A 14,409-nucleotide genomic window follows, 5' to 3' on the forward strand; every position below is an offset into this window, starting at 1 on the left:
ATGTTTAGTTCGTCTGATCACAGATACGTTATAAAGTAGTTTGAGACTTTTTTAAATCCGTCAATGCGTAAGTCCTAAAAACTATGAGCGTTGCTTGCTGAACAGACAGTAACTGAGTTTCCAACCACTCCTTGTTAAGTGAGCCAGTAATTGCTGTATTAATATAGCCACGTTCACTTCACTCTTATGAGCTAGACCAATTTCACCAACTTCCCCATCATTTTTGGATTAAGTCGTTCCGATTCGTATGTATAAAAAGATATTGCAAAAAAATGAGGATATTTTTCCTCCCTCATCAGGGCTTTGGTTTACTCGCTAAGAATGCAGATTTAAAAGAAAAGTATTGCTTTAATTACATCTTATAGTATGTAGAGTAATATAAATTATAAAATAAAAACCAAGAAACTCAAGTCGTGATTTTTTAAATATAAAAAATTAATTTAATAATAATTATAATGATAAGACATTTGTTTATTTTAAAATTAATATTATTTATTAATTAAAGTGTTGAATAAAAATTCCGATTTATTTTTAGATACGAATGTTTTGTAGGCCATCATCTTTTTTTAAAAATAAATAAATGTGAGTGCATTGGAAATAATTTTTTATATAAAATCGAGATCTATATTTAATTAAATTATTGATAATAATAAAAAATTATTTTTTAATATTTTAATAAATATTTATTTAAGATTAAAGCTATTGATTTAAATGAATAAAATTAACAAAATTTTTTTAAATAAATTTTTAAATTCAATAGGGAATTTAATAAATCTTATTTAATAAGATTTATTACAAAATTATGTTTTATTAAACATTAAAATTATTGAGTATAAATATTATTACCCTATATTAATTAAAGGCAATCTAATATTTTTAGATGTTGCTTTCTATCTGTATTTATTAAATCTATGAATATCAGTATAAAAATACTGGTTCTAATATTTTTTTGGAGAACTTTTGATGAGCAATTCAAATCTTTCACCACTATTACGCAGAAGCATGGGTTTTGATCGTTTCAATGATTTATTCGACTATGCCCTGCAAACAGTTACGCCTAATTATCCCTATTATAATGTTGAAAAGGTAGGAGAAAATGATTATCGCATTTCTGTTGCTACGGCAGGATTCAATGAAGATCAGCTTCAAATTAATGTAGAAAATCAATTATTGGTTATAACTGGGAATGTTGAAGAAGAAAGCTCAGAATCTACGGTTGAATTTTTACATAAAGGAATCTCTAAGCGGTCATTCAAACTATCGCTGCGTTTAGATGATAATATGGAAGTACAACAGGCCAATTATGAAAATGGTTTACTAACCATAGACTTGAAACGCAACATTGATGAAGAAAATATGTCACGTCAAATTCCAATTGGGCGTAAGTCTAATGAACAGAAGATGTTAGATGACTCTAAAGCAGACTCTAACTCGGAATCTCAATCACAGTCTAAAGCGGAATAACTTAAAATTTTCGGTTCCTGGTGTAGCTTAGGACTCATCTGTCAGGAAAAGCATAACTCTCTAATTCTTTATTTTAATTCTTTTTATGTTCAAGAATTAGAGAGTTAAATCTTCCCTACCTCTGATTTTTTATAATTATTTATTGTTATTGTGAGACTGATTAGATCACTTTTTAACAAGATAATCACCCCTAAATTTCATAAATCCGATCACTGACTTATAAGAAAGTGTGATTAATATCACTCAATTGATCACAACAACAAATCGTTCAATTTGGCTGTCAATTCTTAAACTCTGGCTTTCACTGGTCTGGACTTCATGGCACATTGATTTATTCAGATTTACGGTGTCCGCACGTAACGCTGTTTTGAGCAGGCTCGGCCGGGCTTTATGCTAGCTGTTTATTGCCAATTTTTTTACTCATAATTTATTTAAGCTAAAAAAAAGCAGGTGCCTAAAAGAATTGGCGACCTGCTACTCTAGGGGAACTATATCAACACGACATCTCACTTCAGTCTTAATATAAAAGTCCAAGCTTAAAAATCGCTTAATTTCGCGCAAAAAAATGTAAACACCATGTATAAAAATTCTATAAGGCCTTGGATTTTTTAAGAGAGTTTTAAGCTTGGAAATTTATGCTTTACTTCATCTCTGATTGACCGAATCCGTTCTATGTCCTCCTACCGATCACCTTATAAAGGTACCTCGGGAATCCTGCGTATTTTGAATGCAGCACGTTATTCCCTGGCTGGTTTTAAAACAGCCTTTCAAAATGAGGCCGCCTTTCGGCAAATCCTGCTCATCAACCTTATTTTGATTCCATTAAGCTTTTGGATTTCGGTTAGTCCAGCTGAGCAAGCACTCATGGTGGCTGTTTGTCTATTGGCACTGATCATTGAACTGATTAACTCAGCCATAGAAGCTGTGGTAGACCGTATTTCCATGGAACGGCATGAGCTGTCTAAAAATGCCAAGGACATGGGCAGTGCTGCCCAGTTTGTAGCACTCAGTCTAATTACAGTGACTTGGGGCATCATTTTGGCTGGTCATTCGATTTGACCACTGCGCCTGCTACTGCCTGAAATGGGCCATTAAAAATGATCACTGACCGTTCCCGGTTTTTATTGACCCAAACCTTACTTTTGATATTCAGTTTTTTGGTTCTTTTGAACTTCTTTGATATTGGAGGAGTGCTTGATTTACAGCTTATCTACCCCTTTATCGATGATCACGGTCAATTTCCCCTGCGACAACACTGGGCGCTGGCAGAACTTAATCACCGTTATGTTAAAGACATGCTGATTCTGGTGTATATCCTATTATTTCTGGGCTGGCAGGTATCACTAAAATGGCAGAACTGGCATACACGCCGCTGGGAATTTGGCTATTTCTTTAGCATGGTGGCAGTGACCACAGCCTCGATCGGAATTTTAAAATCCCAGTCGGCCCATGCCTGTCCCTGGAATATGGTTATTCCCACTTATGATGGTATTTTATGGGATTTTAGTGCTACTGCTGGCCACTGTTTTCCTGGGGGGCATGCCTCTAGCGGTTTTGCCTTGGTGGCTGGCTATTTTGTTTATCGTATGTCTAATCCCAAGCGGGCTTATTTCTTTCTGATCGCTGCAGTAATTTTAGGATTAGCCATGGGCTGGGCACAAATGATGCGTGGAGCGCATTTCCTGAGTCATAACCTTTGGACTGGCTGGATTATCTGGTGCCTGAATGTTATCGGCTATGCGCTGTTTAGCCACAAATTAGAGATAGAAGAAACTGTTCTTTAGCATGTTAAATCAAACAGCCTCAACGCCAAAATAATCCGAAGCCTATCTCATTAGGCTTCGGCTAAAGGAAAATTGACCTGGACACAAAGGCCACCCAGATTGAGACTTCGGGAAAATTCGAGCGTTCCACCCAGGCGTTCGGTGGCTTTATCTACAATAGACAAACCCAAACCACTGCCAATTTCTGCATGATTATGTATCCGGTAGAAGCGTTGCCGAATCTGATTGAATTGAGCCGTATCAATCCCGGTTCCGCTATCTTCGATCTGTAAAACTGCCTGCTGGCCTTGCTGGAAAATCGATACGTTAATTACGCCATCCTTCGGACTATATTTAATCGCATTATCGATCAGGTTATAAATAATTGAATGCAAGGCCGAAGCCTGGCCCTGAATCAACAGTTCCTGCTGCTGCTCCACCCCTAAATCTATCTCTTTTTGCAGTGCCAACTGAATCAGTTCTTCGATACAAGTGACAGTCATCTGATTCAGTGACAGCAATTGAACCGGCTCACTTAAACCTTCGCTTACATCCTGTTTGGCGAGACTTAATAACTGGTTAACCAGATGCTGCATGCGCAAAATGCCTTGGCTCAAGTTATGGATAGACTTACTTTGCGGAAATTGCTGTAGCAAAATTTGTAGCTGTAAATTCAAGGCCGTGAGTGGCGTACGTAACTCATGTGCAGAGTCCGCCACAAATTGACGTTGTTCCTGTTGGGCCAGAGAAATTCGACCGAACAGGTGATTCATTTCCTGAATGGTCGGTTCCAGCTCCAGGGGATAATCTTTCATTGCAATCGGCTTTAAATCTTGTGCCTTGCGGCTGGCCAATTCAGTTCTAAAATCATTAAGAGGCTGAAAATTTTTCCGGATCATCCAGCCTAAACCGAATAATGCAAAAGGTAAAAAAAGCACATAGGGAAGAAACATATTGGCTGCCAGTTCCAGAGCAAGTTCCTGCCGGACATTTTGCTGCTGGCTCACCTGAATCTGTAATTGCTTACCAGGAATAATATAAGTTAACCAGGTTCCATACGGCGTTTGATGCTTGTAGAAACCTGCTTTCCTGACCGGTGCAACCAGAACATTGTGAGGATGCAAGGAAGTGGCTGTATCTGTATAGGACCAGATATCTACAAATAAATCTTCTTCACCGTACTGTTTTGCCAGATCGATTTGACTCTGCAGGGGCTGCGGATGATTTTCTGCAATGCGCTCTGCCAGACTTTGCATCTGTTTATCCAGTACTTCATTAATTTCTTCGAGTGCAATCCGGTAGGCTGCAAAGATCAGCACACAGCCTAATACCAGGCTAAATAATGAAATATAAATAACCAGACGTTTTTGCAAGGAATAACGTTTTTGCATGGCGCTCATCCTAAGCGATACCCTAGCCCACGTATGGTGCGGATGAAGTCTTTTCCTAGTTTTGCCCGCAGATGATGAATATAGACCTCTACCGTATTACTGCTGACATCACTATCAAAATCATAAAGCTTGTCTTCTAAATCGTTTTTAGAAAAAATTTTGCTAGGATGCATGAGCAGTGCAGTGAGAATAGACCATTCCCGATTAGACAACTCGATCGGTTCATCATTAAAGCATGCGATGTGCTGTTCCAGGTCCAGCTCCAGCCCACTGTGTGCTAACTTCTTATCGATATGTGTGCCAGTATTTTTGAAGCCGGCACGTCGCATTAAGGCATGAATACGGGCCAGCAGTTCCTCAAACTCATAGGGTTTAATCAAGTAATCATCTGCTCCCTGATTCAGCCCATCTACCCGGTTTTGTAATTGATCCCGAGCGGAGATAATCAGTACCGGTAAATTAGGAAACTTCTGCCGGATATTCTTTAGCACCAGCATGCCATCCATCATCGGCAAGCCTAAATCGAGCAGGACAATATCGTAGACCTGCTGCTGTAACTGTTTTAAACCCTCAATCCCATTATTGACCCAGTACACCTCAAACTGATGCAGTTTAAGCAATGTTTCAGTCGACTCGGCAATCATAAAGTCATCTTCAATAATCAGTATTTTATGCATCTCAAGCTCTGTTTTTTAATGATGATGAGCATTGTGCAAGCATATCATTTTTAGCTTCAATCACTTGCGTTTTTATATCCAGCATACTTAATAAGCTGGGGAAAAGATGGTCGTGACTGCGTGCCTGTCCGGTCTGTGTTTTTAAACAGCTTAGCTGCCGGGCATGGTACTGTTGCCAGGTATCGGAAAACCACATCAGCATTGGGATATGGGTTTGCTGAGTGGGCGCCATGCTATAAGGAGCACCATGCAGGTATAAACCATGCTCTCCGGTGGATTCTCCATGATCAGACAGGTACCAGAAACCGGTTTGATATTGAGTTTGCTGCTTTAAAGTTTCAATGATCTGGGCAAGAACATGGTCTGTATATACAATCGAATTATCATAGCTATTCTTTAATTCTTCTGTACTGCAGCCCTGAATGGCATTGGTATTACAGGTCGGTTGAAATGGCTGATATGGCGCTTTGGAACGCTTGTAATATGCGGGGCCATGACTACCCATCTGATGCAGTACAATTAATTGTGGGGTCGGGTTGTTTTTATCCAGATGTGCCAGATAATCTTTCAGGCTATCCACTAGGATTTCATCAAAACATTCACCACCGGCATCACACCACTTCTGTTTCAGTTGTGCCGGAATCTGGTATTTTTGTACCCGGTCACAGGCACCTTTACAGCCCGAATTATTATCAATCCAGGTCACCTGATACCCGGCGCGCTGCGCAATATCCAGTAAACCTTCTCGGTGGCTGGCTAACTGTTCATCATAGGTTTCACGTGACATGCCCGAAAACATACAAGGGACTGAAACGGCTGTTGCAGTTCCACAGGAGCTGACCTGATTGAAATTAATCACCGCTAACTTGCTCAGTTCAGGATTGGTATTGCGCGTATAGCCATTTAAAGCGAAACTCTCGGCACGTGCAGTTTCTCCCACAACCAGCACCATCAATTTAGGATGATCCTGCATTTGGGCCTGCTGTAACAGATGTGCATCTTCGCCGAAAACCACCAAAGGCAAATTTGCTTTAGGTGCTTTCTTTTTATAATAAGACAAAGTAGACGCAATGCTGTTTTGTGGCGAAAGCATGCCTTTCAGATCGCGATGTTCTCGGAAGATCGCTGCATAATCGATATAAAAACAGTATAACAATCCCAGAATTAAACCGGCTGAGAGCACACTGCTCAGGCTCTTATGCACTAGCTGATGTCCAAGCGATGCAGGCTTAATTTTCAGTATCCACACAACGCAGAGGGGAAAAATCACAAACACCAATGTCCAGATGACCAGTCGCATTGACCAGAGATCTCGAACTTCACGGGCATCGGTTTGCAGCATATTCTGGATCTGGTCAGGCGTAATAACGACCCCTAGACTATTAACAAAATAAGCACTAAAACCACCTATAATGATCAGGACACTGGCCAGTATTTTGGCATTCCATTTCCAGTTCAGCCACTGTAATATCAGATTGTAAAACGCAATAATGATCAGTGCCGTGGCAGCCAGTAACAGACCTGCTTTTAGATTGGTATAAGGCGTAAATTCATGGATTTTCTGATAGAAAGCAAAGTTTAGGATCAATCCCAGCCAAATAGCCAGCAACACGTTAAAACCTAAAAGACTGATCGACTTTTTCGGTTGTTGACTAAAAAAATAAGAATGGGAAAATAGCTTCAGCATAATCCATGGCTCAAAGACTTTAAGATGTTTCAGCTTATAATTTGAATCTTAAAAATGGCTTAAAGAGATGTATATTCACAATATATTTTTTGATTTCAATCGTTTAATAGTCTGTCACTATTAATCAACCTGTTTTAGATGCTTCAGGTATAAAAAGAGCATCCAATTATTTTTGGATGTCTTTTCAAACTATCATATATATACGTAAGGATTACAAGTCAAACCTTGATAAGGTTGTTCGCACATAAGAGGATATAGAGCAGAAAAACCAGAATTAATTTTCGACTAAAGTTTTGATATCGATCACAAAACGGTATTTCACATCACTCTTTAACATGCGTTCAAAAGCTTCATTGATATTGCGCATTTCAATCATTTCCACATCAGCAACAATATTATGCTCCCCACAGAAATCTAGTAACTCCTGAGTTTCCTTAATTCCGCCAATTACAGAACCGGCAATTGATCTTCTTCCCATGATCAGTGGAACTGAATTTGCACGAATCTCTCCCAGATATCCCACCAGAACGATGGTCCCATCTAAAGTTAATGTTGGAATATATGACTCCAAGTCATGGTTGTAAGGTACCGTATCTATAATTAAATCAAACTGATTCGCGATGGAATTCATTTGAGCTTCATCTGTGGATAGCACTACCTGATGGGCACCTAATTTTTTTGCATCCCCCTCTTTATTGACTGAACGGGTAAATAAGGTCACATCTGCGCCCAAGGCATTGGCCAGCTTAATTGCCATATGTCCCAAACCACCTAAGCCCACAACCGCTACTTTACTGCCCTTGCCAATATTCCAGTGACGTAAAGGTGACCAGGTGGTAATGCCTGCACACAGAAGTGGAGGCACAGCTTTAGTATCCAGATTTTCAGGTACTTTCAATACAAAATCTTCACTACAAACAATTATTTGTGAGTAACCGCCATAAGTAGGCTGCTGGTCATAACGATCCAGGCTGCCATAGGTCTGAATATTTCCTTGTTCACAATACTGTTCTAATCCTGAATGACAGGCTGAACAGGTACGACATGAATCGACCATACAGCCAATTCCTACCAGATCACCCTCTTTATATTTTTTAGCTCCAGAACCCGTCGATATGATGCGTCCTACTATTTCATGACCTGGAACTATGGGATAAAAACTAAATCCCCAGTCATTTCTAACCTGATGTAAATCGGAATGACAGACACCACAATATTCAATTTTGATCACCACATCATCTTCACGTGGCGTTCGGCGTTCAAACTTAAAAGGTACTAAAGGGCTTTGTGATGAATGTGCGGCATATCCCAATACTTCGGTGTTCATATTTTTTCTCGTATATTGTGGTCAGGATAAAATCTGATAAATAAATATTTATCCTGAAGTATTAATTTTGAATAGTCGCTAAAATTTCAATAAAAAATCAAGGACTGGTATTATTAAAATAGTATAAAAATCAAAAAGTTTATGTCTGATCTGATGGCTTTAAAATATAGACTGAATTTTCATTAAAAATGATCAATCAGTCCGTTTATCTTAAGCCTGAAAATAACATCTCATCCAATCTTTATAAAATAAATCATTAAAATACTATAATAATTTTATATTTTAAAAATTAGTCAAGAGTTTGCTCTCCCCCACCATTTACAAACAATGTTTGCCCAGAAACCCAGGAAGACATTGGAGAAGCAAAAAATAATACTGCGTTTGCAATATCTTCAGCTTCACCCAGTCGTTGTAAAGGAGTATGAGCTAACATTTTTTTTTCAATTTCCGGCGTAAGTACTTTTGCTAATGCAGCAGTACGTACTGCTCCTGGCCCAACGGCATTAATTCTGACGATAGGCCCAAAATCATGGGCCAAGTTAGCGCCCATATGATTAAGGGCAGCTTTTGAAGAGGCATAGCCACTCATGGCTGGGCTTTTATTAATGGAACTCATTGAGGTAATATTGACGATTGAGCCGTATCCGGCTTCATTCATATAAGGAACAACCAGTTGGCAAAGTCGCCAGGCTGCAAATACATTTAATTTGAAGTCTCTGATAAAGTCGTCAACTGTAATTTTTGAAGGTGATTCCCGGCCACCACCTCCACCGCCCGCATTATTTACTAATATATGGATAGCTCCAAAAGTATTTCGGGTGGTTTCTACGGCGTTTACGAGGTCATCATCTTCCAGAATATTACAGGCTACACACTGGACTTCACCTCCTGTTTTTTCATGGATTTCTTGAGCAGCCTGTTTAGCCTTCTCCTGATTTAAATCCGCAATCATGACTTTAGCTCCCGCCTGAGCAAGAGTAAGAGCACAGGCATGGCCAATCCCTGCCGCCCCTCCCGTAACCAAAGCCACTTTTCCTGTTAAATCTATTAGAGAGTTTTGCATGAGATACCTCGTATTAATACATTGTCATATAACTTTATGAGGTTAAGATTTTTCCCTATCATAAATTTTCAGCACTCTAAAAGTAATATATTTACTTTAGAATTTATTTTTAATTGTAATAGTAGGTGTAATTGTAATTTTTACTTATAAATATCAATTTTATTCATAAAAATAATATCAATTTAATACACGAATATTATTTATTTTTAAGATTATTATTCTTTAGGATTCTTCTATTTTAAAATATTCCATCTTATTAAAATAATTAGTATAACTTTCATTTAAATATCAAAGAAAATTGTTATGGAAAATGTATTTTATTCAGTCTGGTTTCAATAAAGACTTTTATTTTTGCACTTTTTATTATCTATGCAACGCATAAGAGATAAGCTACAGAGGATTACCCAAAAGAAGTCGATCATGATTTGCTTGAAGTTGTACGGGCAATGGGCCGACATCAAATAAAACGTATCTCCTCTCATAATATTTATATATCTTTATTTAATGTAATTAAGTTATTAGACCAATGATAATCTGGATGAATAATTGATAAATCTCGAATACATTCTGTTATGAAATGTTGAATGCAATCTTATTTTTTCCAAAAGCCACTAATATATTTTGTTCTCATATGGCTAAAATCATTGGAATTGGAAAAGATATGAATCATTATCCTGAAAGCCCAGCTTCAAGTGAAAAACAAGACCATCAGCCGGGTGCACAAAATGAAATGAATCCTGCACCGGAAGTGATAAAACCGCAATATAAAGGCAGCGAAAAATTAAAAGGCAAGGTTGCCTTGATTACCGGTGGTGATAGCGGGATTGGCCGCTCTGTATCGGTCCTATTTGCCCGTGAAGGTGCTGATATCGCTATTTGTTATCTGGATGAAGATCGCGATGCGCTGGACACTAAAAAAATGGTGGAAAATGAAGGGCAACGATGCCTGCTGATTAAATGTGACTTACAGGATCAAGAAGAAATCAGGAAAATGGTTGAACAGACCCTACAGGAATTTAAAACCATCAATATTCTGGTCAATAATGCAGGGGTTCAGTATCCGCAAGAAAGTATTACCGATATTTCACCTGAACAATTATTTAAAACTTTCAACGTGAATATTCTATCCATGTTTTATCTGACTCAGGCAGTGATTCCGCATATGCAAGCCGGTGATAGCATCATCAATACTACCAGTATCACCAGTTATCATGGGCATGACCAGTTAATTGACTATGCAAGTACGAAAGGTGCTATTACATCCTTTACCCGTAGCTTATCTACCAATTTGTTGAAAAATAAAACTGGAATTCGAGTTAATGGTGTAGCACCTGGCCCAATCTGGACACCGTTAATTCCAAGCAGCTTTGACGAAGATCAACTTGAGGATTTCGGTAAACAGACCCCAATGGGCCGTATGGGGCAGCCAAGTGAAGTGGCACCAGCCTATTTATTCCTGGCCAGTGAAGAAGCCAGTTATATTTCAGGCCAGGTGATTCATGTGAATGGCGGCAGTATTATTAACGGCTAATCAAGCAAAGAAGATAATGGTTCTAGCTGACCGTTATCTTCATCTCCTTGATTTCAGGACATATATTTTTACGAAATCTTTTTAAACATTAGTGTATAAAACATTTTCTAGATCCTATTTTTCTTTTATAAAATAAGTCAAACAAATACTTACCTTCATAGAAACCAGCCCTTGTTATAGTAATTTCAGTCAAACCTGAGGAGGATATAAAAATGCCTAGAGGTGACAAATCAGCCTATACCGATAAGCAGAAACGGCAGGCTGAACATATTGAAGAAAGCGAAAAAGAGCGTGGGCATTCTGAAGAAGAAGCCGAACGTATTGCTTGGTCGACGGTCAATAAACAAGACGGCGGCGGCAAGAAAAAGAAAACGTCTCATTAAGCAAAATTCATATTCATGACGTTATAATAGGACACATCTAAAGACTCTCTATAATTAAATTATAGAGAGTCTTTTAGCATCAGCTTTAAGTAATGTTTTCGATATGCTGCTGAGTCCATGCTGGCCAGAGCTTTTCCAGTGTTTGTTCAAATTCTGCATTCTCGGTTCGCCACTGCGGATTTTTGTCCTTATCAATAATCAGCGCACGAACCCCTTCAATAAAGTCGCCCTGCTCTAACCAGACATCTTGCAAGTCGCGTTCTAACTGCATGCATTTTTCTAGCGACAAATTCTGTCCGGCTTGCTGTAACTTCAAGCTGGTTTGCTTGGCCATGACCGGACGCTGCTGCAAAATTGCCAGCATTTTACTAGCCCATTCCTGATCGGTTGAATTACTTGTATGAGCAAGACTCTGTTCAATCTCCTCGAGGTGTTGATAGCCAAAATGCTGATTAATATGCTCTATACTTTTTTGTAGCTCGCTTTCTACAGGATGCGTAATATAGGAACTAATAATCTTTTGAATCTCCATCGGGTTTAATACCGGCGCTGCAATCAATGCCGCTTCCAGTTCAGCAAAACGCTCACTCGGCACATGATAATCCACCAGATCCAGATACAGTGCATCACTGCTACTGATCTGCTCACCGGTCAATGCCATATAGACACCGACTTCATCCAGTCGGGACAGAAAATGGGTTGCACCGACATCAGGGAAAAAACCAATCGCGGTTTCTGGCATGGCAAAACGTGATTTTTCACTGGCGACCTTGATATGACAGGCCTCAGCCAGTCCAAAGCCGCCTCCCAGTACATAGCCATCCATCATCACGATCACGGCCTTTGGAAAATTACGCAAGGTGCTCAGCATCTTATATTCAGTGGCAAAAAAATCCTGATACCGGGTATTGCCGGCCTGATAGCTGTCATACAGATAACGGATGTCTCCTCCGGCACAGAAGGCCTTGGGACTGTTGGAATTGATCAGGATGGCTTGCACTTCTGGCTCATGGCGCCACTGATTGAGTTGCGCCTGAATGCCCTGGATCATTGGCAAGGTTAAGGCATTTAAATGGCTGGTGCGGTCCAGGCTGATGATGCCCAGACCTCCTGCGACCCGAATCGCTAAATTATTTTCATCACTCATTATTTTTGTTCCTGGTATGAATTTCTTATTGATGGGTAAATTTGGCTGGCCGTTTTTCCACAAAGGCTTGCATGCCTTCCTTTTGATCGGAACCTGCAAAAATGGAATGGAATACCCGGCGTTCAAAGCGCAGGCCTTCAGCCAGGCTCACTTCAAAGGCCCGATTAATTGATTCTTTAATCATCATCACGGCAGTAAGCGACTTTTCAGCAATTTTTTCGGCAGCTTGCAGGGTTTGTTCCAGCAATTCTTCCTTGGCAAATACCCGAGCCACCAAACCACTTTGTTCCGCTTCCTGCGCCCCCATCTGCCGTGCCGTCAGGCACATTTCCATGGCTTTGGCCTTACCAATCGCCAAGGTTAAACGCTGGGTACCGCCAATGCCCGGCAACACGCCTAAGGTGACTTCAGGCAAACCAAATTTTGCATTGTCGGCGCAGTAAATAAAGTCGCACATCAATGCCAGCTCACAACCACCACCCAAGGCATAGCCACTCACTGCGGCAATTAAAGGTTTACGGCGCTGGGCAATTCGATCGGCCAGACTGAAAAAATCATCCAGATAAATTTGTGGAAAATTCAGATCTGCCATTTCCTTAATATCGGCACCGGCAGCAAAAGCTTTTTCCGAACCGGCAATCACAATACAGCCAATTGCCGGATCTTTTTCTAGTTGATCCAGTGCCTGATTCATTTCAACAATCAGCTGGTTATTCAGTGCATTTAATGCTTGCGGACGGTTTAAAGTAATCAGCCCGACACCATTACGTTGTTCTAATAAAATCGTTTGCCACTGCATGAAATAAGTCCTTTTAAAATTAGAGGCTGCGTGCAATCACCAGACGCTGAATATCGCTGGTGCCTTCATAAATCTGACAAATCCGCGCATCGCGATAAATCCGCTCAATCGGAAAATCTTTAAGATAACCGTAGCCACCAAAAATCTGCAGCGCTTTGGAACAGACGCGTTCTGCCATTTCTGAAGCAAATAGCTTGGCCATGGAAGCTTCAGTTAAACAGGCTTCACCGGCTTCTTTTTTGCGTGCTGCAAAATGTACCAGTTGCCGTGCAGCTTCAATTTCGGTGGCCATACTGGCCAAGCGGAAAGAAATCGCCTGCTGCTCAAAAATCGGTTTGCCAAAAGCCACGCGGTCATGCGCATAGGCCGTTGCTTCTTCCAATGCGGCACGCGCCAAACCCACAGCCTGTGCCGCAATGCCGATCCGTCCACCTTCCAGATTGGCCAAGGCAATTTTTAAACCTTCACCTTCGGCACCGAGTCTTAAACTTTCATGAATGCGGACATCGGTTAAGGCAATCTGACAGGTATCCGAAGCATGCAGGCCCAGTTTTTCTTCGACCCGAATGACTTCATAGCCGAGTGTATCTCGCGGCACTAAAAATGCACTCATGCCTTTTTTGCCCGCAGCTGGATCAGTCACAGCAAACACAATAATCATCCCGGCATTGTGGCCTGAGGTAATGAACTGTTTGGCGCCATTCAGAATGTAATGATCGCCCTCCTTGACCGCTCGGGTTTTAATCGCGGCAGCATCCGATCCTGTATGCGGTTCGGTCAGCGCAAAGGCCCCAATCATTTCACCTTGAGCCAAAGGCTTTAAAAATTGCTGCTTTTGCTCTTCTGTGCCGAACTTGAAAATCGGCACACAACCCACCGAGTTATGTACGCTCATAATCGCGGATGTTGCACCATCGGCCGCAGCGACTTCTTCTAAGGCCAGAACATAAGCCAGTGTACCTGTACCCGAGCCGCCCCATTCCTCGGGAATCAGCATACCTAAAAAACCCAGCTCTCCCATTTGGGCCAATGCATCTTTGGGAAAGATACCTTTTTGATCCCACTCGCCGGCAAAGGGTTTAATCTGTTCCTGGGCGAAGCTTTTGGCTATATCCTGAATCAGTTGTTGCTCTTCCGTTAGTTGCATCGATGCTTCCTTCAATCTCTTTATTTGGTC

13 protein-coding genes are annotated in these 14,409 nt (G+C 40.5%); 5 read left to right on the top strand and 8 right to left on the bottom strand.

Features of this window, described 5'->3' with window-relative positions; genetic code table 11:
* The first annotated feature begins 963 nt into the window (after positions 1–963).
* The 3 genes from VXP95_RS00005 (at position 964) to VXP95_RS00015 (ending at position 3,248) form a co-directional block, all read left to right on the top strand.
* A complete protein-coding gene (locus VXP95_RS00005; RefSeq protein WP_064101534.1) occupies positions 964–1,464 on the top strand; it encodes an Hsp20 family protein in 501 nt (166 codons plus the stop codon).
* A 672-nt stretch (positions 1,465–2,136) separates the two neighbouring features.
* Positions 2,137–2,523, top strand: coding sequence for a diacylglycerol kinase (locus VXP95_RS00010; RefSeq protein WP_064096803.1), 387 nt, complete (start codon positions 2,137–2,139; stop codon positions 2,521–2,523).
* 38 nt (positions 2,524–2,561) lie between these two features.
* Positions 2,562–3,248, top strand: coding sequence for a phosphatase PAP2 family protein (locus tag VXP95_RS00015; RefSeq protein ID WP_416711070.1), 687 nt, complete (start codon positions 2,562–2,564; stop codon positions 3,246–3,248).
* Positions 3,249–3,298: 50 nt separating this feature from the next.
* Here the strand turns inward: VXP95_RS00015 and VXP95_RS00020 are convergent, their stop codons facing one another.
* The 5 genes from VXP95_RS00020 to VXP95_RS00040 all read right to left on the bottom strand — a co-directional run bounded on the left by VXP95_RS00020 (position 3,299) and on the right by VXP95_RS00040 (position 9,372).
* Entirely contained in the window at positions 3,299–4,618 is a 1,320-nt protein-coding gene (locus VXP95_RS00020) for an ATP-binding protein (protein WP_416711071.1), read from the bottom strand.
* Positions 4,619–4,623: 5 nt separating this feature from the next.
* Positions 4,624–5,295: a response regulator transcription factor gene (locus tag VXP95_RS00025; protein WP_191730716.1), complete on the bottom strand. Its 672-nt coding sequence runs from the start codon at positions 5,293–5,295 to the stop codon at positions 4,624–4,626.
* 1 nt (position 5,296) lies between these two features.
* Positions 5,297–6,982 carry a phosphoethanolamine transferase gene (locus VXP95_RS00030; protein ID WP_416680139.1) on the bottom strand — a complete coding sequence of 562 codons (1,686 nt, stop codon included), beginning with the start codon at positions 6,980–6,982 and terminating at the stop codon, positions 5,297–5,299.
* Positions 6,983–7,256: 274 nt separating this feature from the next.
* The gene (locus VXP95_RS00035) at positions 7,257–8,309 is read right to left on the bottom strand and encodes an NAD(P)-dependent alcohol dehydrogenase (RefSeq protein WP_416711072.1); all 1,053 of its coding nucleotides are present in this window, start codon (positions 8,307–8,309) and stop codon (positions 7,257–7,259) included.
* Between the two features lie 289 nt (positions 8,310–8,598).
* Positions 8,599–9,372 (bottom strand): glucose 1-dehydrogenase, encoded by a 774-nt coding sequence (locus VXP95_RS00040; RefSeq protein ID WP_064096798.1) that lies wholly within the window; start codon positions 9,370–9,372, stop codon positions 8,599–8,601.
* A gap of 661 nt (positions 9,373–10,033) precedes the next feature.
* Between VXP95_RS00040 and VXP95_RS00045 the strand changes: the two genes are divergently transcribed.
* Both VXP95_RS00045 and VXP95_RS00050 read left to right on the top strand, forming a co-directional pair.
* On the top strand, positions 10,034–10,903 hold the full coding sequence (locus VXP95_RS00045) for an SDR family oxidoreductase (protein ID WP_416680141.1): 870 nt from the start codon (positions 10,034–10,036) through the stop codon (positions 10,901–10,903).
* Positions 10,904–11,115: 212 nt separating this feature from the next.
* Positions 11,116–11,286 (top strand): hypothetical protein, encoded by a 171-nt coding sequence (locus VXP95_RS00050; protein ID WP_004280276.1) that lies wholly within the window; start codon positions 11,116–11,118, stop codon positions 11,284–11,286.
* 85 nt (positions 11,287–11,371) lie between these two features.
* Here VXP95_RS00050 and VXP95_RS00055 read toward each other — a convergent pair whose 3' ends face one another.
* The 3 genes from VXP95_RS00055 to VXP95_RS00065 are packed head-to-tail and all read right to left on the bottom strand — an operon-like array spanning position 11,372 to position 14,379.
* On the bottom strand, positions 11,372–12,433 hold the full coding sequence (locus tag VXP95_RS00055) for an enoyl-CoA hydratase/isomerase family protein (protein WP_416711073.1): 1,062 nt from the start codon (positions 12,431–12,433) through the stop codon (positions 11,372–11,374).
* 25 nt (positions 12,434–12,458) lie between these two features.
* Complete coding sequence (locus VXP95_RS00060; protein WP_416711074.1) at positions 12,459–13,232, bottom strand: enoyl-CoA hydratase; 774 nt, start codon at positions 13,230–13,232, stop codon at positions 12,459–12,461.
* Between the two features lie 19 nt (positions 13,233–13,251).
* Entirely contained in the window at positions 13,252–14,379 is a 1,128-nt protein-coding gene (locus VXP95_RS00065) for an acyl-CoA dehydrogenase family protein (RefSeq protein WP_416711076.1), read from the bottom strand.
* Between the last annotated feature and the right edge of the window lie 30 nt (positions 14,380–14,409).

The sequence above is a fragment of the Acinetobacter sp. 226 genome (assembly GCF_048147925.1).
Lineage (GTDB): Bacteria > Pseudomonadota > Gammaproteobacteria > Pseudomonadales > Moraxellaceae > Acinetobacter > Acinetobacter pecorum.